This is a genomic window from Puia sp. (assembly GCF_036500295.1).
In the GTDB taxonomy this organism is placed as follows: domain Bacteria; phylum Bacteroidota; class Bacteroidia; order Chitinophagales; family Chitinophagaceae; genus Puia.
In genome coordinates this window covers 1-24672 of sequence record NZ_DASYCH010000091.1, presented here as the reverse complement: position 1 = coordinate 24672, position 24672 = coordinate 1, and the positions used below count along the sequence as shown (strand labels likewise).

Annotated in this window: 25 protein-coding genes; 14 read left to right on the top strand and 11 right to left on the bottom strand. The window is 56.5% G+C overall.

The annotated features are described in order from the left end of the window. Positions 1-27: 27 nt before the first annotated feature. The 5 genes from VGM48_RS17165 to VGM48_RS17145 are packed head-to-tail and all read left to right on the top strand — an operon-like array spanning position 28 to position 5645. The gene (locus VGM48_RS17165) at positions 28-1554 is read left to right on the top strand and encodes a PepSY domain-containing protein (RefSeq protein WP_331581346.1); all 1527 of its coding nucleotides are present in this window, start codon (positions 28-30) and stop codon (positions 1552-1554) included. Positions 1555-1602: 48 nt separating this feature from the next. Next, positions 1603-1950 (top strand): hypothetical protein, encoded by a 348-nt coding sequence (locus tag VGM48_RS17160; protein ID WP_331581344.1) that lies wholly within the window; start codon positions 1603-1605, stop codon positions 1948-1950. 36 nt (positions 1951-1986) lie between these two features. Further along, on the top strand, positions 1987-2649 hold the full coding sequence (locus VGM48_RS17155; protein ID WP_331581342.1) for a hypothetical protein: 663 nt from the start codon (positions 1987-1989) through the stop codon (positions 2647-2649). Positions 2650-2675: 26 nt separating this feature from the next. Further along, entirely contained in the window at positions 2676-3419 is a 744-nt protein-coding gene (locus VGM48_RS17150) for an outer membrane beta-barrel protein (RefSeq protein ID WP_331581340.1), read from the top strand. A gap of 6 nt (positions 3420-3425) precedes the next feature. Continuing rightward, positions 3426-5645 (top strand): TonB-dependent receptor, encoded by a 2220-nt coding sequence (locus VGM48_RS17145; protein WP_331581338.1) that lies wholly within the window; start codon positions 3426-3428, stop codon positions 5643-5645. Positions 5646-5734: 89 nt separating this feature from the next. Here VGM48_RS17145 and VGM48_RS17140 read toward each other — a convergent pair whose 3' ends face one another. Both VGM48_RS17140 and pyrE read right to left on the bottom strand, forming a co-directional pair. After that, positions 5735-6094, bottom strand: a complete 360-nt coding sequence (locus tag VGM48_RS17140; RefSeq protein ID WP_331581336.1) for a heavy-metal-associated domain-containing protein — start codon at positions 6092-6094, stop codon at positions 5735-5737. A gap of 108 nt (positions 6095-6202) precedes the next feature. Continuing rightward, positions 6203-6853 carry an orotate phosphoribosyltransferase gene (gene pyrE / locus VGM48_RS17135; RefSeq protein ID WP_331581334.1) on the bottom strand — a complete coding sequence of 217 codons (651 nt, stop codon included), beginning with the start codon at positions 6851-6853 and terminating at the stop codon, positions 6203-6205. A gap of 40 nt (positions 6854-6893) precedes the next feature. Here pyrE and VGM48_RS17130 point away from each other — a divergent pair, with 40 nt between their 5' ends. Continuing rightward, complete coding sequence (locus VGM48_RS17130) at positions 6894-7514, top strand: NUDIX hydrolase (RefSeq protein ID WP_331581332.1); 621 nt, start codon at positions 6894-6896, stop codon at positions 7512-7514. Here VGM48_RS17130 and VGM48_RS17125 read toward each other — a convergent pair. The 6 genes from VGM48_RS17125 to VGM48_RS17100 form a co-directional block, all read right to left on the bottom strand. Next, positions 7498-7929 carry a hotdog fold thioesterase gene (locus VGM48_RS17125; protein ID WP_331581330.1) on the bottom strand — a complete coding sequence of 144 codons (432 nt, stop codon included), beginning with the start codon at positions 7927-7929 and terminating at the stop codon, positions 7498-7500. The two genes, VGM48_RS17130 and VGM48_RS17125, sit on opposite strands and share 17 nt — an antisense overlap. A 10-nt stretch (positions 7930-7939) precedes the next feature. Beyond that, positions 7940-8455, bottom strand: coding sequence for a pantetheine-phosphate adenylyltransferase (gene coaD, locus VGM48_RS17120; RefSeq protein ID WP_331581327.1), 516 nt, complete (start codon positions 8453-8455; stop codon positions 7940-7942). A 45-nt stretch (positions 8456-8500) separates the two neighbouring features. Continuing rightward, on the bottom strand, positions 8501-9427 hold the full coding sequence (locus VGM48_RS17115; protein WP_331581325.1) for an aspartate carbamoyltransferase catalytic subunit: 927 nt from the start codon (positions 9425-9427) through the stop codon (positions 8501-8503). A gap of 26 nt (positions 9428-9453) precedes the next feature. Further along, a complete protein-coding gene (pyrR, locus tag VGM48_RS17110; RefSeq protein ID WP_331581323.1) occupies positions 9454-9975 on the bottom strand; it encodes a bifunctional pyr operon transcriptional regulator/uracil phosphoribosyltransferase PyrR in 522 nt (173 codons plus the stop codon). A gap of 68 nt (positions 9976-10043) precedes the next feature. After that, the gene (locus tag VGM48_RS17105; RefSeq protein WP_331581321.1) at positions 10044-10610 is read right to left on the bottom strand and encodes an outer membrane beta-barrel protein; all 567 of its coding nucleotides are present in this window, start codon (positions 10608-10610) and stop codon (positions 10044-10046) included. Positions 10611-10730: 120 nt separating this feature from the next. Next, positions 10731-11327 carry a porin family protein gene (locus VGM48_RS17100; protein ID WP_331581319.1) on the bottom strand — a complete coding sequence of 199 codons (597 nt, stop codon included), beginning with the start codon at positions 11325-11327 and terminating at the stop codon, positions 10731-10733. A 216-nt stretch (positions 11328-11543) separates the two neighbouring features. Here VGM48_RS17100 and VGM48_RS17095 point away from each other — a divergent pair, with 216 nt between their 5' ends. Continuing rightward, positions 11544-11993 carry a hypothetical protein gene (locus tag VGM48_RS17095; protein WP_331581317.1) on the top strand — a complete coding sequence of 150 codons (450 nt, stop codon included), beginning with the start codon at positions 11544-11546 and terminating at the stop codon, positions 11991-11993. 50 nt (positions 11994-12043) lie between these two features. On the opposite strand, the gene pruA is transcribed toward VGM48_RS17095, so the two are convergent. Together pruA and prfB are read right to left on the bottom strand one after the other, a co-directional pair. Continuing rightward, positions 12044-13678 (bottom strand): L-glutamate gamma-semialdehyde dehydrogenase, encoded by a 1635-nt coding sequence (gene pruA / locus VGM48_RS17090; protein ID WP_331581315.1) that lies wholly within the window; start codon positions 13676-13678, stop codon positions 12044-12046. 15 nt (positions 13679-13693) lie between these two features. Continuing rightward, positions 13694-14786 (bottom strand): peptide chain release factor 2 gene (prfB, locus tag VGM48_RS17085; RefSeq protein ID WP_331581313.1). Its coding sequence is split into 2 segments (ribosomal slippage): positions 13694-14725 and positions 14727-14786, totalling 1092 coding nucleotides; the frame shifts between segments, so codons are not numbered across the junction. Between the two features lie 163 nt (positions 14787-14949). Between prfB and VGM48_RS17080 the strand changes: the two genes are divergently transcribed. From VGM48_RS17080 to pgi, 7 genes are all read left to right on the top strand, one after another. Further along, positions 14950-17337 (top strand): ABC transporter permease, encoded by a 2388-nt coding sequence (locus VGM48_RS17080; RefSeq protein ID WP_331581311.1) that lies wholly within the window; start codon positions 14950-14952, stop codon positions 17335-17337. Positions 17338-17374: 37 nt separating this feature from the next. Next, the gene (locus VGM48_RS17075) at positions 17375-18085 is read left to right on the top strand and encodes a LytTR family DNA-binding domain-containing protein (protein ID WP_331581309.1); all 711 of its coding nucleotides are present in this window, start codon (positions 17375-17377) and stop codon (positions 18083-18085) included. Between the two features lie 25 nt (positions 18086-18110). After that, positions 18111-20249 (top strand): HAMP domain-containing sensor histidine kinase, encoded by a 2139-nt coding sequence (locus VGM48_RS17070; protein ID WP_331581307.1) that lies wholly within the window; start codon positions 18111-18113, stop codon positions 20247-20249. A gap of 415 nt (positions 20250-20664) precedes the next feature. Next, the gene (locus VGM48_RS17065; RefSeq protein WP_331581305.1) at positions 20665-20967 is read left to right on the top strand and encodes a YtxH domain-containing protein; all 303 of its coding nucleotides are present in this window, start codon (positions 20665-20667) and stop codon (positions 20965-20967) included. A gap of 198 nt (positions 20968-21165) precedes the next feature. Then, on the top strand, positions 21166-21804 hold the full coding sequence (locus VGM48_RS17060; protein WP_331581303.1) for a hypothetical protein: 639 nt from the start codon (positions 21166-21168) through the stop codon (positions 21802-21804). A gap of 9 nt (positions 21805-21813) precedes the next feature. Next, complete coding sequence (locus tag VGM48_RS17055) at positions 21814-22833, top strand: GntG family PLP-dependent aldolase (RefSeq protein ID WP_331581301.1); 1020 nt, start codon at positions 21814-21816, stop codon at positions 22831-22833. Positions 22834-22867: 34 nt separating this feature from the next. Further along, complete coding sequence (pgi, locus tag VGM48_RS17050) at positions 22868-24496, top strand: glucose-6-phosphate isomerase (RefSeq protein ID WP_331581299.1); 1629 nt, start codon at positions 22868-22870, stop codon at positions 24494-24496. Between the two features lie 75 nt (positions 24497-24571). Here the strand turns inward: pgi and VGM48_RS17045 are convergent. Beyond that, the coding region (locus tag VGM48_RS17045) for an IS3 family transposase (RefSeq protein ID WP_331581370.1) at positions 24572-24672 on the bottom strand (101 nt) is incomplete at its 5' end.

The window sequence follows — 24672 nt, the reverse complement described above, 5'->3', positions numbered from 1 at the left end:
CGCGCTCGCGCGGGAAATAAATGGAGCATGAAACGAAAATTGTATTTGCTGCATAGACGATTGTCGATTGTTATAGCCATTCCCATTTTGCTTTGGGCTTCGAGCGGGATGATGCATCCGTTGATGACCAATATCAAGCCCGCCGTGGCGACGCAGGTGTATACGCCGGTGACGGTGGATCCTTCACACATTCGGATATCGCCGGATTCGGCGTTGCGCCGGCGGCATATCGATTCCATCGTCGCGATTCGGCTGGTGCATATCGACACGAACTGGTTTTACCAGGTGCGGCCTGTTGGCGTTGGCGCCATACCCGTCTATCTAAGCTGCCGGAACGGAAATGTATTGCCGATGGGCGATTGGTTGTATGCCCAGTGGCTGGCCAGATATTTTTTGGAGGGGGGTGGATCACATGGGGCGTCCGCCGGGGGTGATGATTGTTGCGGGGCGGCGACGGAATGCGTGCTGCATCCGGCGAAGGGCGTGGCCGTGGGGAATGTATCGCTTGTGAAGACCTGGGACAAAGAGTACAAGTACATTAACCGGCTGCTGCCGGTGTACCGGGTGGATTTCGAGCGGCCGGATGCGATACGTATTTATGTGGAGACCACACAGGATCGGTTTTCCTTTGCCATGGATAAGAAGCGGGCGGTTTTTGATACGTTCTTTCGCATCTGCCATTTGTGGGGCTGGCTGGACTGGATGGGCCGGGGCCGGATGGTCGTGGAGATGTGTGTGGCGTTTACGGCATTCTTTACGGCGGTGCTGGGGATCTATCTTTTCTTTGCGATGCGGCGGACCCCAAACGGTGCGTTGCGGAAGACGAAGGGCCTACGGCGGGTGCATCGGGGGGTATCGATCGTGGCGGTGTTGTTTACGTTGTTGTGGTCGTTTAGCGGGGGTTATCATGCGTTGACTAAGTTAGTGACGCCGGCAGACCCGGTGGCCGCGCCGGTGCTCTTCGCGAGTGCGGCGTTGACTCCGGACTGGGCGAGGTTGCAGGAGGCGGTGGGAAAACCGATGACGAACCTGGCGGTGGCGATGATCGGCGAAGCGGGATACTGGCGGGTAAGCATCGAGGGTGGGGGACTGTGCTATGTCGCGATGCGGGATTATCGCGTGTTGCCCGACGGGGACCGGAAGTATGCGATCGCGTTGGCGTCGCGTTATGCGAGTCCGGCTAGCGAAGCGGGAATGATGCTGGCGGGAATGCCGGGCGATAGGGCGACGACGTCCCCAACGAATGATGCGACGCTGCTGACGGCCTTTACGGATGAATATAATTTTTCGGATAAGCGACTGCCGGTATGGCGCGTCGCAACGGGTGGACCGGGTAACGAACGCCTCTACGTCGAGACCTGCAGCGGCGAGCTGGCGGCCCGCGTCGATGCTGCGGTGTATGCGGAGGGATATAGCTTTTCGGTGTTTCACAAACATCATTTTATGGATTGGGGCGGCAAGACGGTGCGCGATGCGAGTACGATTATTTGGGCCCTGATGCAGATCGTACTCGTCGCGGTGGGTTTGTTATTCTTTTTTCGATTTCGCAAATAAACCCTATTTTGCAACATCGTTGCGTACGCAACATTGTTTCAAAATAGCTTGAACCGTTATCGCATCATACGATCATTACTGACTTCCGGGCTGCTTGGCCTTTTTGCATTGGCGATAACGCCGAAGGTGGCGATCCATGCGTTGGTGGCCCATCACCGGGATGTGCATCTGCAGCTGGATCTGTGCACCGCCGATCAGCTGAATACGGCGAGTTTTCATTGCCCGACCGACAACCTCGTCGTCGAGCTTCCCTTTATTTATCCTCCTTTCACGATGCGGGTGGGGATGGCTCCCGGTTTTCCCGTGTATCGGGCGGCGGTGCTGGTTGCGCCGCTTTGCCGCATCCATCCCCTGTATGGGCTTCGCGGACCTCCGGCCGCTTGTGCTTTCGCGTAGTTCCCCTTTTATTATTCCACTCAAAACACTTCTCAAATGAAGACGACTCGTCTATCCGGCCGGTTATTGGCCGGTGCCGGTCTATGCATACTCGCAACTATAGCCGGCTGTAACAAGAAAGAATCGACGGTAACCCCCGCGCCGCCGAGCAATGAATTTTTAACCACGGTAGAGCTGAAGCTGACGAACACCGCCGATGCGACCGATACCCTCACGGCCATCTGGCGCCAGCTGGACCCTACAGGCGCCGCATCGCCGGACACCAGTAAGGCAGCAATGACCCTTCGGGCGAATGCCACTTATTCCGCGCAGGTAATCCTGCTCGACGAAACGCAGAACCCAGCGGTAGTGGTCAGCGATGAGATCCGGCAGCGGGCGAATTATCACCTGTTCTTCTTTCAGCCGACGCCGATTGCCCCGGGCAATCTGGTGATCGGCACCAACTCCACCGATATCCCGGTGAGTGACGGAACGGTGACGAGCGCCACGGGACCCTATCTGAACCTCGTGGTCGGCCGGACCGACCAGGACAGCAACAATCCCCCGCTGCCCGTGGGACTTACGGACAACTTCGCCACCGGTGCGGCGAGCACGGGGTCGCTGCGCGTCGTTTTGCGGCACCAGCCCAACGTCAAGAACGGAACCTATGATCCGGGTTCTGCGGACCTGGACGTGAACTACTCCGTGACCATCCATTAATCAACCCTTTCAAAATAACTATCAGTATGAACCGAGTGAATACGATCATTACTTTTTTGGCAACGATATTTTGTCTGTCCGCTACGGCCCAGAAGGGGCCGAGCTTTATCGGGGTCAGCGGCGGCCTTTCCTTTCCCATGGGCAATTGGGGCAAGGCCGCATTTATTTCCAGCACGAACGGCTATGCCAGCGATCCGGCCGGTTTTGCGGATAAGGGCGGCTTCGCCGAGATCAACGGCGCATGGTTCTTTTCGAAGCACTTCGGGGTCGGCGGGCTTTTCCGGTACGGCACTTACAAAACGAAGGGACTCGATGTGCTTTCTGCGGGGTACCAGGATTCTTTCGATGTGGACCAGGTGGAAACCTCGGCCAACAGCTGGAAGGTCTGGAGCCTGATGCCGGGGATCTATTATGACCAGGCGTTTGCCAAAAAGTTTTCCTTTACCGCAAGGGCGCTGGCCGGGATCACGCATGCGACGACCCCGACGATCAGCGTGGGGGTGACGGACAGCGATATCGACGACGGGACGTTTACGCAGCAGCCGGCGTCAAAGACGGCCTTCGGCTTCGATGGCGGCATCGGGCTGAGCTACCGCGTATGGAAGGGGTTGGCGGTCCGGCTGCAGGGCGATTATTTTTATTCGAAGCCTGATCTTACCATTCAGAACAGCGAGCGGCAGAATGCGGCGGGACGGTTGGCGGACAGCTATAACCAGGCGCTGGCGGGTTTCAATGTGTCGCTGGGAGTGGCGTATGTGTTGGGTAAATAATCGGCTATGAAAAAAAGCATAGGGCTTTACATGCTATTGCTCCTGGCGGTGATCGCCCAGGGGCAGGTGCCCGACACGAAAGGACGGCCGCCAGATACGAACGGACGGCCGCCCGACACGAAAGGACGGCCGCCCGACAAGCTGGATACCGTGCAGGTGACGGGCCATGCCCTGAAGAAAGATCAGCTGAGTACGGCGGTGACGACGGCACTCAGCGGGACGGCGCTGGAACAGGTGCATGGGCTTTCGCTGGGCGAGTCGCTGAAGACGCTGGCGGGGATCAACAGTCTGCAAACAGGTCCGACGATCTTCAAGCCCGTGATCCACGGGGTGTACAGCAACCGCATCCTCATCCTCAACAACGGCGTCCGCCAGGAGGGGCAGAACTGGGGTAACGACCATGCCCCGGAGATCGATCCGTTTATCGCCACGAAGATCACCGTCATCAAAGGACCGGCGAGTATCCGCTACGGGTCGGATGCCATCGGCGGGGTGATCCTGGTCGAGCCGAAGGCCTTGCCACAGCCGGACGGGCGCCCAGGGCAGGGGGGTGCCGGCGGTCCGGCGGGGGTGATCGGCGCTCCGGCGGGGGTGATCGGCGGCCGCGTCGATGTAGTGGGGATGACCAATGGGCTTAGCGGAGCCGTGTCGGGCGATGTGGAAGGCGCGGCAGGCGGCAAGTGGGCGGGCCTGAGCTTTCGCGTTCAGGGTACGCTCAAGAAGGCAGGGAATGCCGAGGCCGCGAACTATTACCTCGGCAACACGGGCTATAACGAGAATGACTATTCGGCGACGCTGCGTTTCGCGCGGGAGAAACAGGGCATGGAGTTGTACTACAGCCGGTTTGATACCAAACTGGGGATCGCCGCTGCTTCGCATATCGGTACCGTACAGGACCTGCTCAGTGCGATCGCGCGGCCCGAGCCGGCGGTGAAGGCGGATTTTACGGATGCCATCGGCCGGCCTTATCAAACAGTGGATCATCAGCTGCTGAAGGCGGAAGCTTTTTGGAAGTTGGGTAAGCTGGGACGGCTGGAGGAGGTGTTTGCGCGGCAGGTGGACACGCGCAAGGAGTATGATGCAGATATCTCGTTCAACGACTCGCTGGCGAAGGTGAATCCGCCGGACCTGTATTTCCGGCTGACGACCTATACCAACGACCTGGTATGGCAGCATCCGGCCATCGGCGGAAGGGTGGTGGGCAGTCTTGGGGTCAACTATCTCACGCATGGTAACCTGCAACAGGGGACGGGGTATCAGGAGCTGATCCCGAATTTTGTGGATTATGGCGGAGGTGCTTTTCTGATCGAGAAGGCGGAGGTCAACCGACTGACCGTCGAGGCGGGGCTGCGGTATGACTACCGCTGGCTCCGGGCCTATACCATCGACACGCGTTCGTTACAGGAACAGCGGCCTACGTATAGCTGGAGCCGGATGACGGCGACGGCCGGTGCGACCTACCGGTTCGACGAGCATTTTTCGGTGGACTACAATTTCGGTACGGCCTGGCGTCCACCCCAGGTGATCGAACTGTTTGCCGACGGCATCCATCAAAGCGCCGTGGACTACGAACATGGCGATTCGACGCTGCGGCTGGAAACGGCTTACAACAATACGCTGGCGTTCGTCCTGCATTACGGCCCGTTGAGTATCGAAGCCGGCGGATATGTCAACTACTTCCGTCATTATATCTACCTGCGGCCGGATGCGCCGAAGGTGCAGGCGACGATCCAGGGGGCCTTCCCGTCGTTTACCTATACGCAAACCAATGCACTTTTTCAGGGACTGGACCTGACGGTGGGTTATTCTTTTCTCCGGCACTTTACGGTGATCTCGAAGACGAGTGTCGTCCGGGCAAGGAATGTGTCGACCGACGACTGGTTGATCGGCATACCCAGTGATAAGTTCGACAACACGTTGAAGTATGAATGGGCGTCGCTGGGGAAGAAGGTGAAGGGATTTTTTGTGAGCGTGAACAGTCTGGCGGTTCCGAAACAGGTGCGGGTGCCGGCGAATCTGATGGACTTTGCGCCGCCGCCGGATGGATATATTTTATGGGGGGCGGCGGCGGGTTGTTCGGTGCCGGTGGGGCGGAAGTGGATGGATTGGAGCCTGACGGTTAGCAATCTGACGAATGTGGCCTACCGTGATTATATGGACCGGTTCCGGTATTTTATCGATGAGATGGGGCGGAATGTGACGCTGAGGGTGTCGGTGCCGTTTTAATAAGAAGGCCCGGTAAATAAGAAACCCGATAAATAAGAAGGCCCGGTCTTGCGACCGGGCTTCTTGTATAAAAGGGGTGAAGGTGTTCGCTATTGTTTCTTGCCGCCGCCGTCTTCGGGCTTCTTGCAGCAGGTGGGGAGGCGCTTGTAGGCGTCGGGTTCGGCGGTGACGTCATCGGCGTCATAACCTACATTGGCGATCAGGGTCTTTACGTTCTCGATATTGGTCCGGTCGGTGAGATACGTGACGGTGGTTGTCTTCTTTTTATAGTCGACATTCACTTTTACGATCCCGTCCTCATGAGCCATATATCTTTCGATGCGGGCCTTGCATTGTTCGCATTGAACGGTGGGGGTCTTGATCACCGCGGTGAGTTGGGATTTAGCCTGGGCGAAGGTGACGGTGCTGAGACCGAAGATAAGGGCGAAAACGAATTGAAGTTTTTTCATACGTAATGGGATTTGCGTACTCAATATACGGAATTTTTTGGTTCGAAGTTGCCCGATCTTGCGCGCTTTCGCGGGTTGTCCTGCCGGGGGATTTCGGGTCGCGATGGCTTAGACGCCCTTCCAGCCGGCAGGGTCCGAACTCCACTCGAGCAGGATGCTTTCTTCCTGCGGGGTGACGAGACCCTTTTCCAGGGCCAGGCTGATCAGGGTGGGGTAGTTGGACAGGGAGACATAGGGAACCCCGGCTTTTTCGAAGGCCTGGTGGGCGGCAGGGAATCCATAGTTGAAGATGGAGACGAGCCCGACGACCTCGACGCCTTCGGCCCGAAGGATCTCGACAACCTGCAGGCTGCTTTTCCCGGTGGAGATCAGGTCTTCGACGACGACGGTGGGTTGGCCTTGCTGATAATGGCCTTCTATCTGCTGACCGAGCCCGTGTTCCTTTGGTTTGCTGCGGACATAGACATAGGGCAGCTTTAGCTGGTCGGCGGCCATGGCGCCCCAGGCGATGCCGGCGGTGGCGACACCCGCCAACAGACCCGCTTCGGGGAACTGGGCGAAGATGACGTTGCAGAGTTCGGATTTGATGAAGTCGCGGATATACGGAAAGCCGAGGACCTTGCGGTTATCACAGTAGATAGGGCTTTTCCAGCCGGACGACCAGGTGAAGGGCTGTTGAACGCTGAGGCGGATGGCCTGTACCTGAAGAAGCTTTTCGGCAACTGCCTTTTCGTCGGTAGTGATGATCTTTTCTGCCATGACGCGAAAGTAGTTAAATTGTGCTTAATTCCCTTCCCACATGTACATCAAGATCTATTTCAACGACAAGCCGCTGTTCCTCTGTGATGAGATGACGGCGGAGATAAAAGAGTATGCCCATCACGACGATGCGATCCTGATCGATGAGTTCTCGCATCCCGCGGTGAACTCGATGATCCATGAGATGCGCCAGTCGAAGGTGCATGCGGGAATTTTTATCCATAAAGACCTGAACCAACTGCGCAAGGCTGTCTGGCGGAAGTTTGCGCTGGTGCAGGCAGGCGGCGGACTGGTGCGTAACGGCGATGAGAAATACCTGTTCATCCTGCGGCGGGGATTTTGGGATCTGCCGAAGGGGAAACTGGACCCGGGCGAGACGATCGAACATTGCGCGATCCGGGAGGTGATGGAGGAGACGGGGATCGAAGGGGTGATCGTTGAAGGGCCGCTGTTGATCACCTATCACACCTATGATGAAAGCGGCAAGCATATCCTCAAGGAGACGCATTGGTTCAAGATGATCGCTCCGAAGCCGGGGGAACTGACGCCGCAGGAGGAAGAACAGATCACGGAACTGCGCTGGGCAGACAAGGAGGGGATGAAGGTCTTGTTGCGCAACACCTTCCCGTCGATCAGGGATGTGGTTAAAACTCTTTTTTAATAATAGCTACGGTGAGGCGGCTGACGCAGATGAGTTTCTCCCTTGCGTCGTAGATCTTTATATCCCATACATGGGTGGTCTTGCCGGTGTGCAGAGGCCGGACGATACCGGTGACGAGACCTTCGCGGACCCCGCGGAGGTGATTTGCATTTATTTCGATGCCGACGCAGTTGTACTTGCTGTTGTCGATGAGCAGGCTGGACGCGACGCTGCCCAGGGTCTCGGCGAGGACGGCGGATGCACCGCCATGCAGGAGGCCATAGGGTTGTTTTGTCCGGTGGTCGACGGGCATGGTCGCCTTGAGAAAGTCCTCGCCGATCTCGGTGAAGACGATGCCCAGGTGGTCGCCCATGGTATTCTTGCCAAGGGGAGCGATGTCGGCCGGCTGGACGCCGGGATTAAACCAGATGGCCATGTTTGTTGGATTAGTAGGTTCGGCGATGGGGAGTGGAAGGGGGAACCGTCAGGTTTTGGCCGGTGATGGAGTGTTGGACGACTTCCGGGAGGAATTGCATGACGTCGCCGCCGTTGCGCAACACATCGCGGACGAGGGTGGAGGCGACGGAGGTATATTGAGGCAGGCAGGTCAGGAAGATGGTCTCGATGTTGTTGTCGAGGCTGCGGTTCATGTCGGCGATAGCCTTTTCATATTCGAAATCGCTGACGTAACGGATGCCGCGGAGGATAAAGCGGGCGCCCACCTGCTGGCAGCAGCGGACCGTGAGACCGTCGTAAATGACTGCTTCCACCTTGGAGTTGCCTTTATAGATCTCGCTGATCCAGCCGATACGTTGTTCTTCGGAGAACATGGGTGCTTTGTTGGCGTTACGGCCGATGCCGATGAAGAGTTTATCGAAGAGGGGCAGGGAGCGGTTGATAATATCCAGGTGCCCGATCGTGATCGGATCGAAGGTTCCCGGGAAGAGGCCGATACGTTGCATAGGCAAGTGCGATTAGTTTGTTAGAGAGGCCCGTTGGCCGCTCGATTATTGTGTTCCTCCCGCCAGGAGATAGAGGACGGCCATGCGTACGGCTACTCCGTTTTCCACCTGGTGGAGGATGATCGACTGTTTGCTGTCTGCCGCGTCGCTGTCGAGCTCTACGCCCCGGTTGATGGGACCGGGGTGCATGATCACGATCTCTTTGCTCAGGCTGTCGAGGAGGCGTTTGTTCACTCCGTAGGCGAGGCTGTACTCGCGCAGGGAGGAGAAGAGCGGCTGGTTCTGGCGTTCGAGCTGGATCCGCAGGACATTGGCGACGTCGCACCATTCGAGGGCCTTGCGGAGGTTGTATTCCACGCGGACGTCGAAGGCCTCGCGGATATAGACGGGGATCAGCGTGGGGGGGCCGGCGATCGTCACTTCGGCGCCCATCTTTTTCAGCAGGTAGATATTGCTCAGGGCGACGCGCGAGTGCATGATGTCGCCGATGATCGCCACTTTTTTTCCGGCCAGCCCGCCGAGTCTTTCGCGGATGGAGAAGGCGTCGAGGAGGGCCTGGGTCGGATGTTCGTTGATCCCGTCGCCGGCGTTGACGATGGCGGCGGGGATATGCTTGGCGAGAAAATGCGGGGCTCCGCTGGCGCTATGCCGCATCACGACCATATCCACCTTCATGGAGAGGATATTGTTTACCGTGTCCAGCAGGGTCTCGCCTTTGGCGGCGGAGGAGCCGGATGCCGTGAAGTTGATGGTGTCTGCGGAGAGGCGTTTTTCCGCCAGTTCGAAGGAGATGCGGGTACGCGTCGAGTTCTCGTAAAACAGGTTGACGATGGTGACGTCCCGCAGGGTCGGAACTTTTTTTATCGGTCGCTGAAGAACTTCTTTGAACTGGGTGGCTGTGTCTAAAATGAGTTGAATATCACTCTGTTGGAGGTCTCTAATGCCAAGAAGATGTTTTGTGCTCAGTTGCATTAGAAGGCGAAATTAGGGTATTTTCATTAAAGAAGTGCGACTTCGTCCTTTCCATCTTTTTCCGCCCAGTAGACCTTTACTTTCTGGGTGATAATGGAGTCGATGGGCCGGCCGACATAATCTGCCTGGATGGGGAGCTGGCGGCTGAAACGGCGGTCGACGAGGACGCAGAGTTCGACTTTTGCGGGCCGGCCGAAGTCCAGCAGGGCGTCGAGCGATGCCCGGATGGTGCGGCCTGTCCAGAGGACGTCGTCGATGAGCACGACATCCTTATTCTCGATCGAGAAGGGGATCTCGGTAGCGTTGAGCTCGTGGAGACCCTTGCGGACATCGTCCCGATAGAACGTTATGTCAAGCTTGCCGTATTTGATGGCTTCGGGGTTGACTTCGGTTTGCAGCTGCCGGACGATGCGGTCGGAGAAGAAGATGCCCCGCGGCTGGATGCCGATGAGTACCGTGTTGTGGAGGTCAAGATGGTTCTCGAGCAGCTGATTGGCCAGGCGTTGGATAGTGAGGGACAGCTGCTGCTCGTTGAGGATGATCTTCATGGGATCAAAAATAGGGAAAAAATAAGCCCGGCAGGTCGGGTGCCGGGCTTACAATGGTAGAATAAGTTTTATTTGCTGCCGCCACCGAAGGTGTACAGGATCGACAGACCAAGATGACTGAAGGTGCCGCCGGACACCGCGGTGCCGTCATAGCTGAATATCAGCTGGACAGGGTCGGCATTGTAGCCTATCTGCGGGCGATACTCGAAGCCGCCCGTGCTGCCGCTGCCGCCGCTGCCGGAGACGCCGTTGCCGGAATAAGAAGTGGACCCGGAATAGTGGCCATAACCGATCTGGGCGCCTACAAAGAATTGCTCGCTGGGGTAGAAGCGGGCGCCGACCAGCACGGGGATGTGGCCGTAGTTGGTCTTGTAGGTATCGCCAAGCCCGTCATCGAAGGATTTGCCAAAGAACCGGGTATAGCCCGATGTTACGACACCGGTGAGGTTCTCGGCAAATGCATATTCTCCCTGAACTTCACCGCCGAGTCCAAAGGAGGACACATTGTGCATATCGCCGATGGGGAGAGCTGCACGGAGACCGATGCCGAATTTGAAGTCACCTGGCGTCCATTGAGCATTGGAAGTCAAAACGGACGCGCAAATGATCGTTAGAGCCAAAACGAGTTTTTTCATATTGATGTGTTATTTGGTTGTGGCAAAGCTATCAGCCGAACGGTAAAGAACAATACCACGAAGTGGGTATTTTGATAAAAGGCCGCCGTGGGGCAGCCTTTTTATTAAAAAAGATCAAATCTATCTTCTCGGACCGTTGAACAGCACATAGGTGATGCCCAATTGCAAGACGTCGTTGCGGATGGAACCGTTGTTGCCGGTCGCGTCGCGGTCTTCGACATTGGACAGACCGATGTTGTACCGGAAGTCGATGCCCACAGGGCTACGCGGGATCTTGTAACCTACCCCGAATACCCAGGCAAAATCGGCAGATTTGTACGATTCCTTGTCGTCAAAGCTGTTGCCCTGGACATGTTCCTTTGCGCTCAACAAAAAGCCGATCTGCGGACCCGTTTCGAAATACGGACCTGCACGGTGTGACCATTTGAAAAGGATGGGGATGTTGAGGTAGTTCGCATGGAAGTTGTCATCGACACCGCCTACATGATAGGCTGCACCCTGTGCGGAATAAACGAGTTCGGGCTGGATACCGAAGCCCGGTACGACGGGCAACCGAAGGAAGGCGCCTGCGTTGAAGTTGAACAGTGTTCTGGAATCACCGGCGTCACTTCCTGTCTGCGTAGAGAAGTTGGCACCCCCTTTTAATCCAAACTGCACCTGCGCGTGTGCGGTTGCGAAAGAGATACCTGCAAAAAGGACCAATGCTAGTTTTTTCATAATAGAAAATTATTATTTTGTTACCGCTTGCAAAGATAGTGCCCGTTGTATAAGCCAAGCCCTACGTAAAGGGCGTTTTTTTATTGTGTATATCCCTTCAATTTTGACAAACGGTTCTCACCAAACGCGGGCTGCCATTGACATCTGATAAGATTTTCGCTGCGGTCTTTTTTGTTGTATAAAATTGGCTATCATTGCAGTAAACCCCAATACCGTATGATAACTGTAAGCGATCTCAATTGCAAGGAGGAGAATTACACCTGGTGGCTCAACATCATGCCCGATGAGATGCCCCGCCTTAGCATCCTCCCTAAGGAAGTCAGGATACAACTCGATTATTCCCCTGCCTCGCTGGATGTACTGGAAATGTATATCCGTAAAAATTACACGATGGACGAGATGAAGGATCGAAAGAACCGGTTTGCGCGCGATCTCTTTGCGCGATACATCGGCGAAACGCTGCGCCGGAATGCGCCCGGGTTGTACTGGTCGTTCGACACCGAAGACGATCAGAGTCCTTTCTATGGTGTCCCGGTGTTGTTGACGCTGGGGCAGGAGGATGAGGTCCCGCCGATGACGCCGAGTCTGTGGGTCGTGTCGGTGATCGAAAAGAGTGAGGAGAGTTTTTTGCGCGACCAGTTGGAACAGGTGAAGAAGGCTGCGTAGCTGGATGGTACAAAAAAACCGGGCTTAAGGCCCGGTTTTTTTTAATTGTTTTATGCTTCGTTTAAGAAGGGATAGCGATAGTCGGTTGCCGGGACGAAGGTCTCCTTGATGGTCCTGGCGCTGAGCCAGCGATAGAGATTGAGCATGGAACCGGCCTTGTCATTCGTGCCGGAAGCGCGGGCTCCCCCGAAGGGTTGTTGGCCAACCACCGCACCGGTGGGTTTATCGTTGATATAAAAGTTACCCGATGCATTGCGGAGCCGGTTGGTCGCCAGGTCGATGGCTCCGCGGTCGCGGGCGATGATGGAGCCGGTGAGCGCGTAGGGGGATGTCGAATCCACGAGTTCGAGCGTTTTTTCGAATTCGGCGGTGGGGTAGACATAGATCGTGAGCACGGGGCCGAAGATCTCCTCGCACATGGTCACGAATTTCGGGTCCTTTGCCTCGATGACGGTCGGCTCGATGAACCAGCCCTTTGTTTTGTCGCCGTTGCCGCCGACGAGGATCGTGGCTTTGGCGGGGTCTTTCTTCACCTTATCGAGATAGGAAGTGATCTTGTTGAAGCTGCGTTCGTCGATGACGGCGTTGACGAAATTGGTGAAGTCTTCCACCGTTCCCATCTTGAAACTCTTCACTCCGTCGATCAGTTTTTGCTTTACGGCGGCGGCGAGGTTCTCGGGGATATAGGCGCGGGAGGCGGCGGAGCATTTCTGTCCCTGGTATTCGAAGGCGCCGCGGAGCAGGGCCGTGGCCACTACATCGGGATCGGCACTTTCATGCGCCAGCACATAGTCCTTGCCGCCCGTTTCACCGACGATGCGGGGATAGGTGCGATAGTGGCTGATGTTCTCGCCGATGGTCTTATAGATATGGTTAAAGGCGGCGGTGCTGCCGGTGAAATGGATGCCGGCGAAATCTTTATGACCGAAGCATACTTTTCCGAGGACGGGACCGTCGACATAGATGAGATTGATGACCCCGTCGGGCAGGCCGGCTTCCCGGAGGACGCGCATGAACATCTGCGCCGAGAACACCTGGGTGTAGGCGGGTTTCCAGACGACGGTATTTCCGCAGAGGGCCGCGGAGGCGGGCAGGTTGCCGCCGATGGCCGTGAAGTTGAAGGGGGTGATGGCGAGTACGAAGCCTTCGAGGGGCCGCCATTCGGTGCGGTTGTGTACGCCGGGGCCGCTGATGGGTTGCTGGCGGTAGATCTCGCTGAGGAAATGGACGTTCCAGCGGAGGAAGTCGATGATCTCGCAGGCGGCGTCGATCTCGGCCTGATAGGCGTTTTTGCTTTGTCCAAGCATGGTCGTCCCATTCATATAGGGGCGATATTTCGTGGCGATCAGATCGGCTGCCTTGAGGAAGATGGCGGCACGGTCTTCCCAGGAAAGTCCGGCCCATTTTGCCTTCGCCTGCAGGGCGGCGTCGATGGCCTGCTGGACATGCGATTCGTCGCCTTCGTGGAAATGGCCGAGGGTGTGGGCGGTCTCATGGGGGGGACGAAGGGCGATCTTTTTACCCGTTCGAACCTCATTTGCCCCGATATACATGGGGATGTCGTGCTCGACGCTTTTCAGTTCGTTCAGCGCTTTTTTCAGCGTTTCTTTTTCCTTGCTTCCCGGGGCGTAGTTGAGGACCGGTTCGTTGCCCGGCGCCGGGTATTGAAAATATCCTATACTCATGGTTACAGTGTATTATTAGGTTGTCGTTTCTTTTTCTGACATCAAATAGGCCTTTATAAACCCATCCAGTTCGCCGTCCATCACCGGTTGCACGTTGCCTACTTCATAATCGGTGCGATGGTCTTTGATCATTTTATAGGGATGGAAGACATAACTGCGGATCTGGGAGCCCCATTCGATCTTCTTTTTTGTCGAGTTGGTGGCGTTCTTCATCGCTTCGCGTTTGCGCAGTTCTTCTTCGTAGAGCCGGCTTTTGAGCATCTTCAGGGCCTTCTCGCGGTTCTCACCCTGGGTACGGGCCTGCTGGCATTCGACGATGATGCCGCTGGGAAGGTGTTTGAGCCGGACGGCCGTCTCCACCTTGTTGACGTTCTGGCCGCCTTTGCCGCCGCTGCGATAGAATTCCCATTCGAGATCGGCCGGGCTCACCTCGATCTCGATGCTGTCGTCGACCAGTGGGTAGACGAAGACCGAGGCGAAGGAGGTATGCCGCCGGGCGTTGGAGTCGAAGGGGGAGATGCGGACGAGTCGATGAACGCCGCTCTCGGCTTTCAGAAAGCCATAAGCAAACGGCCCGTCAAACTGTAGGGTGGCGCTTTTTATCCCGGCACCTTCCCCATCCTGCAAATCCAGCTCGGTTACGGACCAGCCCTGCTTCTCACCATACATCCGGTACATGCGCAGGAGCATTTCGGCCCAGTCCTGGCTCTCGGTGCCGCCGGCGCCGGAGTTGATCTGCATCACGCCGGGGAGTTCGTCCTCGGGCTGGTTGAGCGTACTCTTGAATTCCGCTTCCTCTACCTGGGCGAGCGCCTTGCCATAAGCCTCGCGGGTCTCTTCTTCCGTAGCTTCGCCCGCTTTCCAGAAATCGAAAAGGACGGCGAAGTCCTCGACACTGGTGCTGACGGAGTCATAAAGTTTGACCCAGTATTCGTTGAGCTTGATGTTCTTGAGAATTTCGGTGGCCCGCTTGTTATCGTCCCAGAAACCCGGGCTTAGAGAGAGCTGCTTCTCTTCGTTGATCTTATATTGACGGTTGTCGACGTCAAAGAAACCTCCTCAGGACGACCACACGGTCCCTTATAACTTTGAGTTGTTCTTGTGTCATAGAATTATTCTGATTATCAATTGTTTATATAGCCTTTTTAACACGAGCGCCGCCGTTTTCCGGCTTTGCGAGTTGCAAAGGTAACGATTGGCTAACGGTTTTAATAAACGTAAATTAACCCGAAGTGGAATGTTTTTGCCGGAGGCATTTTGTAAATTCGGGAATGACCCTCCATCATCTCCGCGGCGCCTGGCGCAATCTCCTGCGCAATCCCTTTTACAGCATCATCAATATCGGCTGTCTGGCTGTCGGCCTGGCCGTGAGCATGACCATCCTGCTGTATGTCCTGCACGAGCACAGTTACGACCGGTGGCAGGCCCATGCGGACCGGACCTTCGGCACCTGGGGAACCTTTCATTTCGGCAATTCCACGTATCACTCGGCGGCCGTCAGTTATCAGACCGGGCCATTGCTGCAGAAAGCGGATGGCAATGTCGAGGGATTTCTGCGGACCTGGCAGGCCTACCATCAACCTGTCCTGCAGAATGTGGCCCGGCCAGGCGAGACGATCAGCGGAAACGGTCCGTTCCTGTATGCGGATGCGGACTTTTTCCGGTTCTTCAGCTTCCGGCTGCTCAACGGCAACCCCGAGGGCGTGCTGCGACGGCCGAACACGGTAGTGATCAGCGAACGGGCCGCCAAAAAATATTTTGGCAACGCCGATCCCATCGGCCAGGTATTGCTCTACGATAAGGACATCAGACTGGAGGTGACGGGAGTGGCGGTCGACCCGCCGTCGAATACCCAAATGGATTTTGATTTCGTGGCGTCCCTGACCGGAGCGGAGACGATGCCCCTGTTCAAGGGGCTGGTGGACGGGGCGAAGGTGGGGGGTGGAAATTTCGTAACCTATTTCCGGCTGAAGGACGCCTCGGCGGCGGGGAAGGTGGTCACGACGATGAACCGGATGGCCCTCGCCCCCGACCAGGGCAAGGATACGACGACCTTTCAACTGGTGGGGCTCGCCAATGAGCATCTTTTTGGCCGCGAGCATGGGATCGGCAGCTACCTGGATATCTTTCCCTATGCCGCGGGGCTGGTGCTCCTGCTGGCGTTGATCAACTATATGAGTCTCGCCACCGCACGGGCAGCGGTTCGCGCCAAAGAGGTGGGCGTGCGCAAGGTGCTGGGGGCGGGGCGGGGCCGCATCGCCGGGCAGTTCTATACCGAATCCGCGATGTTCGCCGTGTTGTCCTTTGGACTGGGCCTGCTTCTTTTCCTGCTGTTCCGGCCCGTTTTTCTAAACCTGCTGCAGCTGAAGATCGACGCCGGCTTCCTGCTGACGCCGCTGGTGACCGGGTGCTTTGCCGGACTCTTGTTGCTGGTCGTGATGGTGAGCGGCAGCTATCCTTCGCTGGTCCTGTCGGCATTCAGGCCGGTGGCCGTGTTGTACGGAAAACTCAGCCGGAGACGGGGTGGCGAACGGGTCAGGAAAGGTTTTATCGTCTTTCAATTCTCGGTTTCCATGTTGCTGATCCTGTGCAGCGTCATCGTCGAAAAGGAGCTATACCTGATCCGGCATACCGACACCGGGGTCGCGCGGGAGAATGTCGTGATGATCCCGTTCGGCACGACACTTTCGCACTATGAGGCCTTCAAACGCACCGTACAGGCGATGCCCGGGGTGCAGGAGGCCGCGACGGCCCATTATCCGATGTACTCCGGGTACGAACTCTGGTCAGCGCAGGTGAATGGCTCGGATAAGCAGATGATGTTATCCGTGTACGATGTGGACAATGACTTCACCCACCTGCTCGGGCTGCAATGGAAGACAAAGCCGACGATGCCGGAGGCGCTTTATGACGGCCGGCATGTGCTGCTGAACGAAAAGGCGGTGCAGAAGCTGGGACTGACCGGCGACCTCATCGGGCAGAAGCTGCAGCTCGGACCCGGCGAATACCAGGTCGGCGGCGTCCTGAATGATTTCAATTACCAGTCGCTGCAAAACGAGATAGGGGCGCTGTGCCTGTTCGTCGGAAAAGATACGGCCCGCAAGTGGGGGACCACTACCAACGGCTGTCTGTTCGTCAAGGTGAATTCGCAGGTGAACCTGCCGACCCTGATCGCTTCCCTGCGGTCGGCCTATGGGAAATATGACCGGGACCGGCCTTTCGAATATAGTTTTTTGGATGAGGCCTTCGACAAGGTGTACAAGGCGGAGGACCGGCTGGCCGGGATCTTCGGCGTCTTTACCGGTGTCACGATCGTGATCGCCTGTCTGGGGCTTTTTGCGCTGGCGACCTTCTCCGCGCAGCAGCGGATGCGGGAGATCGGCATCCGGAAGGTCCTGGGTGCTTCGGTAGGGTCCCTGGGCGCCCTGCTGAGCATCGATTTCCTGCGCCCGGTGTTCCTGTCGACCCTGATCGCCTCGCCGCTGGCGGGATGGTGGATGCACCGGTGGCTGGAAAGATTTGCGTACCGGACGTCCATTTCCTGGTGGATCTTCCCCCTGGCGGCGGCGCTGCTCCTGGGCATCGCGCTTGTGACGGTGCTGTTCCGCAGTCTTCGGGCAGCGCACAGTAATCCGGTGGAAAACCTGCGTGCCGAGTAGATTTTTTTGTACCTTCCGGCAGTAAATACCGCGCGACTTGTTGCAGCCCCTGAAATATGTGATCATTGATGATGACGAGATAGACCGGCTCGCCGTGGAGACCCAGGCTTCCCGTTATCCTTTTCTGCATCGGCTTGGCATTTGCAGTCAGCCGATCGAGGCGCTCGAACTCATCACCCGTTATCAACCCGAGATCGTTTTTGCCGATATCGAGATGCCGGAGCTGTCCGGCCTCGAATTGGTGACTCTCCTCGGTGGCAAAGTGCCGGCGCCCGTATTCATTACCTCACACCCTGAATATGCGATCGAAGGCTACGAGCGGCATGCCTTCGACTACCTCCTGAAGCCCCTGTCGCCCGAACGGTTTGATCAGTGCGCGGCCCGGCTGCGGGATTTTTTCCAGCTGCGCGCCAAGGCCTTTGCCTTCGACCGGCAGTCGGCCGACGACACGCTGCTGATCAAGCAGGGCTACGAACGCTATAAGCTTTACCTCCCCGATGTTCTCTACCTCGAAGCCATGAAGGATTACACCCGGATCGTCACCCGGCAGAGTCCATATCTCGTGCTGAATACGCTCAGCGGGATGATGGAACAGCTGCCTGCGGACCGGTTCATCCGTATCCATCGCAGCTTTATCGTCAACCGGGACAGGATCGACGCCCTGAAAGGCAACAAGGTGATCCTGCAGACCCATGAACTGCCGGTGGGAAAGATCTACCGCCAGGCGTTGAACGGTATCCTGCAGTGATCGTTATGCTTTAATCTCGCAATACATGAAAAATTTTCCTGCCCTTACCGGCCTGGTGCTGCTGTGCATATCCGTTATCCCTTTTGTTTCCGCACAGGCCCAGAACGCCGGAGAAGGGAAGAGTCTGGCCGCCGCGGGGGCCTATTGTGATTCCATTATCACCCACGTATACAACGCCGGCACAGGGGTTTATTTTGCCGATGACAAGATGCGGAAGATGGCCTTCCACGGTCTGGCGCTGGTGCCGGCCGGCGATGTGACCGACAGCGCCCGGTTTCTGTATTATGCCTCTCTTGGCTATTCGCATGAGAACGATATCAATCTCGACAGCCTGTTGCGATGGTACTATTCCAGTCTGCGGCTGGCGCAGGAGAGCCGGGTGGCGTCATTGATCGCCCGGATCTGTGAATCGCTGATCCATATCGAGTTCGAACTACAGGAGCCTGCGCGGGCGGACTCCTGCGAACGGATACTCGCGGCCGTCATCGACACCACCACCGATAAAGGCCTGCTGGTGGACGGATACAGCACGATGGGGAATTATTACAAGTCGAAATCCTACTATAGCACCGCACAGGACTATATCCTCAAGAGCATTGCGCTGCGTATGCCCTTGCTGGAGTCGGGCAGCAAACAACAGCGCATCGACTATGCCGGCCAGTGTTATACGCTGGCGCAGCTGTATCTGAATACGGGTCTGCCCGACAAGGCGCTGGAGATGCTGTACCAGGGATACCCTTACCGGGTGCAGTCGGGATTGACGGAGCTGCGGTATGACTGCTCGTTTATCCAGTCGTTCTGCCGGACGGGACACCGGGATTCGGCGCTGTACTATCTGCATCATTCCATCGACACGCTGGAAAAACATTATGCGACGGGCAAGATCGTGCCGGCGGAGATCACTTATGCGAATGTGGCTGTCGCGCAATCCTATATGGACAGCGGGCGGTATGCGGAGGCGCTGCCTTACCTGGATAAGGTGGATACGGTGTCGAAGCGGATGGATGCCACCTTTGTCCGGTACGAGTTCAACCGGATGAAGGGGAAATATTTTATCGCGACGGGGCAGCCGGCAAAGGCGATCCCCCTGTTGTCGCAGGCGCTGCCGGTTGCGGTCAGGCTTAGCCGGGAGTATTATACGGATATCCTGCAGGACATGGCGCGGGCGCAGAAAGCGGCGGGTAACCGGGAGGCGGCATTGCAGTATTACGACCGGTATGTCGTTGCTTTGGATTCGCTGACCCGGGAGAAGACATCAAGGACCTTTGCCGACCAGCAGACGCGCTACCAGACCAATGAGAAGGAACAGCGGATCGCGGTCCTCGACCAGGACAACCGGCTAAAGGCGTTGCAGCTGGACAACGGCCGCAACGTGCGGCGGCTGCTGATCGCCGGCCTGATCGTGACGGGGCTGTTCACGCTGCTGTTGTTCTTCTTCTACCGCAAACTGGCTATCACCAACGAGCGGCTGGCCGACACCAACGAGCAACTTGCCGTCACCAATATGCAGCTGGCGCGGGCCAATGAAACCAAGGCGCGGCTTTTCGGCATCATCAGCCATGACCTGCGGTCGCCGGTGAGCCGGATCGTGCAGCTGCTGCAGATCCAGAAGGAACGGCCCGACCTCCTGGAGGAGGCCACCCGGCGCAAGCATGAAGAGCGGCTGCGAATGGCTTCGGAGAACGTGCTGGAGACGATGGAGGACCTGTTGCTGTGGAGCAAGAGCCAGATGCAGCATTTTACGCCCCAGCCGGGGCCGGTCGACCTGCGGGAGGTGGTGGATAAGGAGGCGGGCTTGCTTCGCGAGCCGATGGAGGAGAAGCAGTTGCGGGTGGAGAACAATATCCCGGCGGGGATGACCAGGGTGACGGACGAGAATTTTCTGTCGGTGATGGTCCGGAATTTACTTCAGAATGCGACAAAATACAGTGTCGCCGGCGGGTCGATCGTAGCGTCGTCCGATGCAGCCGGTTTTTATCTTACCAACAGCTCCGCCGGCACGCGTGCGGAGGAATTGAACCGGCGTTTGCAAAGCAAGGTGGTGGACAGCAAGGGTGGGGGTCTTGGCTTGCAGATCACGGCGGACCTTGCCTCGACGCTGGGGATCCGCATCTTTTTCAGGGATGATCCCGGCGGCACCCTGACCGCGGTACTCGCTTTTTGACGTTGGACGATTTCCAGGGGTCGTTGGTCGGCTTTCTCATGGCCGGATAACCCTTTTGGCGGAGCTTTACACCATGACAGGCGCCCCTATCAACAAAAAGTGGATCATGTGGCTTTTCCTCGTCCTGTCATTGTTGAGTTTTCTTTTGGCACTAATCCTTTTTATAGAACAGTAGCCGGTAATACAGGAAAGTCCGGCAGCGCAGGTAGTATTGCCGGAGTCGCAGCAGGCGGCTCCGGCGACCTGTGTTTAGCCCCCGGAACGCGGCCAGCTTCGCGTCGCCCCGCCGCCTGGGGCAAAAATTACCCATTTCCCCGAGCCTCCGGCTGTTATCGCGGTTTAACGAATTCCGGCATTGTTCTTGAAATCATACTTTTATTCAAGGACAGATTAATTCACCTCAAACAATACTATTATGAATGCGCAGAAAGTTATGATTGGCGCCTTATCCGGGCTTGTCGCAGGAGTGGCTATCGGCGTTTTGGTCGCCCCCGCAGAAGGGAGGGAAACCCGCCAGCGGATCGCCGATACGGCGGAATCCTTAAAGCGGAAGCTGCGGCACCTCAGAGGGGTCACCACGGACGAACTGGATGAACTAAAAGAGATATTCGAAAGGGAAACGGAAGGTTTGAAGGACGATGTTCGCAGCCGGGTCCTTGACCTGATCAAGGCTGCCAAGGAAAAAGGTAACCACATTAAGGAAACGGCCTTGTCCTAGGTTTTCTCCCGCATTATCTTTAATTTCACGGGAGGGAATGGAGCCCCGTAAGGCTCTATCGAGGCGGAACCCCGTAAGGTTCTATTTAATTTTGGAGCCCCGTAAGGCTCTGCAGTATTCAGGAGCCCCGTAAGGCTTCATAGGGTGGACCCGAAAGATATTGGGCCCACCTTTTTTAACCACCAACCCCAAACCAACATGCACCTGCTGAATCAGGTATTGTATGCCGTGAGCGGTGCCGCCTGGTGTATCGCCTATATTCTGATCATTGTCCGGGGCATCCGGGACAAAGCCTATGGAATGCCGTTTATCGCCCTGGCATTCAATATCAGCTGGGAGCTTTGCTTCTCCACCTTTTTTTATGACGGTAACCCGGTGCACCGGGTGGTGAACTCGGCCTGGTTCCTGCTGGATCTCGGCATCCTGTTCACGTATTTCCGTTATGGTTTGAAGGACTGGCCACGGGCGATCAGCCCGGCTTTCTTTTATCCCTATTCTTTTTTTGTGCTGGGTATCTCGTTTGCTATCACGTATGTTGCGGTGAGGGAGTTGCACGATGTCTACGGCGCCTATACGGCCTATATCAGTAACCTGGTGATGGCGCTCTTGTATATCAATTTGCTCAACACCCGGGGTGGTCTTTCGGGGCAGTCGGCGGGCATCGCCCTTGCGAAGCTGGTGGGAACGGGCTGCTACAGCATCGTCTTCTATATCTGGCACGCGAAATTCCTGGTACTTATCGGGGCGCTGATCGTTTTCTTCGACTTTATTTATCTGTTGATGGTTTTCAACGAAGGGCGGCTCGTTTGGCCGATTCGCCTTAAATTGCGATCCTAAACTTCGATTATGCCCATCGACCTTCGTTCAGATACTGTTACCCGTCCGACGCCCGCCATGCTTGATGCCATGCTCCACGCCCAGGTAGGCGATGATGTTTTTGGGGAAGACCCCTCGATCAATAAACTGGAGGCCATGGCTGCCCGGCTTTTCGGGATGGAGGCGGCCCTCTACTGTCCCAGCGGGACGATGTCCAACCAGATAGCCATCAAATGCCACACGCAGCCCGGCGATGAAGTGATCTGCGAACGGAATGCCCATATCTATATTTACGAGGGAGGCGGTATCGCCTTCAATTCGGGTTCCCAGGTTCGCGCGCTGGTGGGTGACCGGGGCCGGATCACGGCCGGGCAGGTTTCCCAGGCCATCAATCCGGATGACGTTCACCGGGCCCGCACCAGTCTGGTGGCCCTGGAGGATACCTGTAACCGGGGCGGCGGAAGCTGTTATGATTTTGAGGAGATCAAAAAGATAGGCCAGGTGTGCAAGGACAACCAACTGAAGTTCCATCTCGACGGGGCCCGGCTTTTTAACGCCCTGGTGGCGACGGGCCGCAGTGCAAAAGAGTTTGGCGCTGTTTTCGACACCATTTCCGTGTGTTTGAACAAGGGAATGGGTTGTCCGATCGGCAGCATCCTGCTGGGACCAGCTACCTTTATCAAACAGGCGCGCCGGGTACGCAAGGTCTTTGGCGGCGGGATGCGTCAGGCGGGATTTATGGCGGCTGCCGGCATCTATGCCCTGGAACACCATTTCCATCGGCTGGCCACGGATCATGCCCATGCACAGCAGATAGCTACCGCGTTGGAGAAGAAGGATTTTGTGAAGAGCATCATGCCCGTGGAGACCAATATCGTCATTTTCGAGACGGGGGGCGCCGTGGATTGCGCCCGGAGCCTGTCCGCGCAGCTGAAGGAGAAAGGCATTCTGGCGATGGCGATCGCCGCCAATCAGATAAGGATGGTGACGCATCTCGACGTCACGCCGAAGATGGTCGAAGAGGTGGTGGCCGTCGTCGAACAATTGTAGGACCGCATTGTTAAATCACAAAAAATAGTTCGTTATGTTCCCGAAAGTTTCGCCCAAAGAGACAAAAGCCTGGCAGGAGTTGCAGAATCATTATGATACCGAGATGAAGGGGATGACCATGCGGCAACTGTTTGCGGCCGAGCCGAACCGGTTCGATCATCATTCGCTGAAACTGGATGATATCCTGTTCGATTATTCCAAGAACATCTTCAATGAGAAGACGCTCGAGGTGCTGCGAAAGCTGGCGGTGGAGAGCAAGGTGAAAGAGGCGATGGAGGCGATGTTCACCGGGGAGAAGATCAATGAAACGGAGAACCGGAGTGTGCTGCATACGGCCCTGCGGAATTTTTCGGGTAAGCCCGTACTCAGCGACGGCAAGGACGTGATGCCCGATGTGATGCGGGTACTGGCGCAGATGAAGGATTTTTGCGCCCGCATCCATAGCGGGGAATGGAAGGGATACACGGGGAAGAAAATAAAATATATCGTCAACATCGGGATCGGCGGGAGTGACCTGGGGCCGGTGATGGTGACGGAGGCCTTGCGGCCCTACTGGAAAGAAGGCATGCAGGCGTATTTCGTGAGCAATGTCGACGCGACGCATATCGTGGAGACGCTGAAGAAGGTGACGCCGGAAGAGACGCTGTTCCTCGTTGCGTCCAAGACGTTCACCACGCAGGAGACGATGACCAATGCGCATTCCGCGCGGGACTGGTTCCTGAAGGCCGCAAAAGATGAGAAGCAGGTGGCGAAGCATTTTGCGGCGTTGTCGACGAATGAGAAAGAGGTGACGAAGTTTGGGATCGACAAGGCGAATATGTTCGAGTTCTGGGATTGGGTCGGCGGCCGGTATTCGTTGTGGAGCGCTATCGGGTTGTCCATCGCCCTGACGGTCGGTTATGATAATTTCGAGCAGCTGCTGCGCGGTGCGCATAAAACAGATCTGCATTTCCGGACCACGGCTTTCGAGCAGAACATTCCCGTTACGATGGCGCTTATCGGGCTCTGGTATACGGATTTTTTTGGGTCGCAGACCGAGGCGATCCTGCCCTACGATCAATACATGCATCGCTTTGCCGCCTACTTTCAGCAGGGCAATATGGAGAGCAACGGCAAGAGCGTGGACCGCAATGGCAAGCCCGTGCAATGGCATACGGGTCCGGTGGTCTGGGGCGAGCCCGGCACCAACGGGCAGCATGCGTTCTACCAGTTGATCCACCAGGGAAGCATCCTGATCCCCTGTGATTTTATCGCGCCGGCGGTCAGTCATAACCCGCTGGGAGACCATCACAATAAGCTACTGTCGAACTTCTTCGCGCAGACGCAGGCCCTGATGAACGGAAAGACGGAAGAAGAATGCAAGGCCGAGGGCGTTCCCGCGGCGCTGATCCCCTATAAGAAGTTCAGCGGCAACCGCCCGACGAATTCTTTCCTCGTGAAGGAGATAACGCCGTTCACGCTCGGGGAGCTGATCGCGTTGTACGAGCATAAGATCTTCGTGCAGGGCGTCATCTGGAATATTTATACGTTCGACCAATGGGGTGTCGAGCTTGGCAAGCAGCTGGCGGGCAAGATCCTGCCCGAGTTGCAAGGCAGCGAGGAGATCAGGGGTCATGATTCGTCGACGAATGGGTTGATCAATGCGTATAAGCGGATGAGATAGACGTTTCCGACATAAAAAACTAAAAGCCCCGTTTCTGAACTGACCCCCAAAGTTTAGACGGGTTTAAAAATTAAGTTAAGCGGCTTGGGTTCGGTATTGCACCGGGCTCAAGCCTTTTAGTTTTAGTTTGATCCTGTCATGATTGTAATAGCGAACATAGTCAATAATCGCTTGCT

Bases quoted from the DNA above. Each gene is read 5' to 3' on its own strand.
- VGM48_RS17165 (WP_331581346.1), top strand. From the start codon at position 28: ATGAAACGAAAATTGTATTTGCTGCATAGACGATTGTCGATTGTTATA.
- VGM48_RS17155 (WP_331581342.1), top strand. From the start codon at position 1,987: ATGAAGACGACTCGTCTATCCGGCCGGTTATTGGCCGGTGCCGGTCTA.
- VGM48_RS17150 (WP_331581340.1), top strand. From the start codon at position 2,676: ATGAACCGAGTGAATACGATCATTACTTTTTTGGCAACGATATTTTGT.
- VGM48_RS17145 (WP_331581338.1), top strand. From the start codon at position 3,426: ATGAAAAAAAGCATAGGGCTTTACATGCTATTGCTCCTGGCGGTGATC.
- VGM48_RS17140 (WP_331581336.1), bottom strand. From the start codon at position 6,094: ATGAAAAAACTTCAATTCGTTTTCGCCCTTATCTTCGGTCTCAGCACC.
- pyrE (WP_331581334.1), bottom strand. From the start codon at position 6,853: ATGGCAGAAAAGATCATCACTACCGACGAAAAGGCAGTTGCCGAAAAG.
- VGM48_RS17130 (WP_331581332.1), top strand. From the start codon at position 6,894: ATGTACATCAAGATCTATTTCAACGACAAGCCGCTGTTCCTCTGTGAT.
- VGM48_RS17125 (WP_331581330.1), bottom strand. From the start codon at position 7,929: ATGGCCATCTGGTTTAATCCCGGCGTCCAGCCGGCCGACATCGCTCCC.
- coaD (WP_331581327.1), bottom strand. From the start codon at position 8,455: ATGCAACGTATCGGCCTCTTCCCGGGAACCTTCGATCCGATCACGATC.
- VGM48_RS17115 (WP_331581325.1), bottom strand. From the start codon at position 9,427: ATGCAACTGAGCACAAAACATCTTCTTGGCATTAGAGACCTCCAACAG.
- pyrR (WP_331581323.1), bottom strand. From the start codon at position 9,975: ATGAAGATCATCCTCAACGAGCAGCAGCTGTCCCTCACTATCCAACGC.
- VGM48_RS17105 (WP_331581321.1), bottom strand. From the start codon at position 10,610: ATGAAAAAACTCGTTTTGGCTCTAACGATCATTTGCGCGTCCGTTTTG.
- VGM48_RS17100 (WP_331581319.1), bottom strand. From the start codon at position 11,327: ATGAAAAAACTAGCATTGGTCCTTTTTGCAGGTATCTCTTTCGCAACC.
- VGM48_RS17095 (WP_331581317.1), top strand. From the start codon at position 11,544: ATGATAACTGTAAGCGATCTCAATTGCAAGGAGGAGAATTACACCTGG.
- pruA (WP_331581315.1), bottom strand. From the start codon at position 13,678: ATGAGTATAGGATATTTTCAATACCCGGCGCCGGGCAACGAACCGGTC.
- VGM48_RS17080 (WP_331581311.1), top strand. From the start codon at position 14,950: ATGACCCTCCATCATCTCCGCGGCGCCTGGCGCAATCTCCTGCGCAAT.
- VGM48_RS17070 (WP_331581307.1), top strand. From the start codon at position 18,111: ATGAAAAATTTTCCTGCCCTTACCGGCCTGGTGCTGCTGTGCATATCC.
- VGM48_RS17065 (WP_331581305.1), top strand. From the start codon at position 20,665: ATGAATGCGCAGAAAGTTATGATTGGCGCCTTATCCGGGCTTGTCGCA.
- VGM48_RS17060 (WP_331581303.1), top strand. From the start codon at position 21,166: ATGCACCTGCTGAATCAGGTATTGTATGCCGTGAGCGGTGCCGCCTGG.
- VGM48_RS17055 (WP_331581301.1), top strand. From the start codon at position 21,814: ATGCCCATCGACCTTCGTTCAGATACTGTTACCCGTCCGACGCCCGCC.
- pgi (WP_331581299.1), top strand. From the start codon at position 22,868: ATGTTCCCGAAAGTTTCGCCCAAAGAGACAAAAGCCTGGCAGGAGTTG.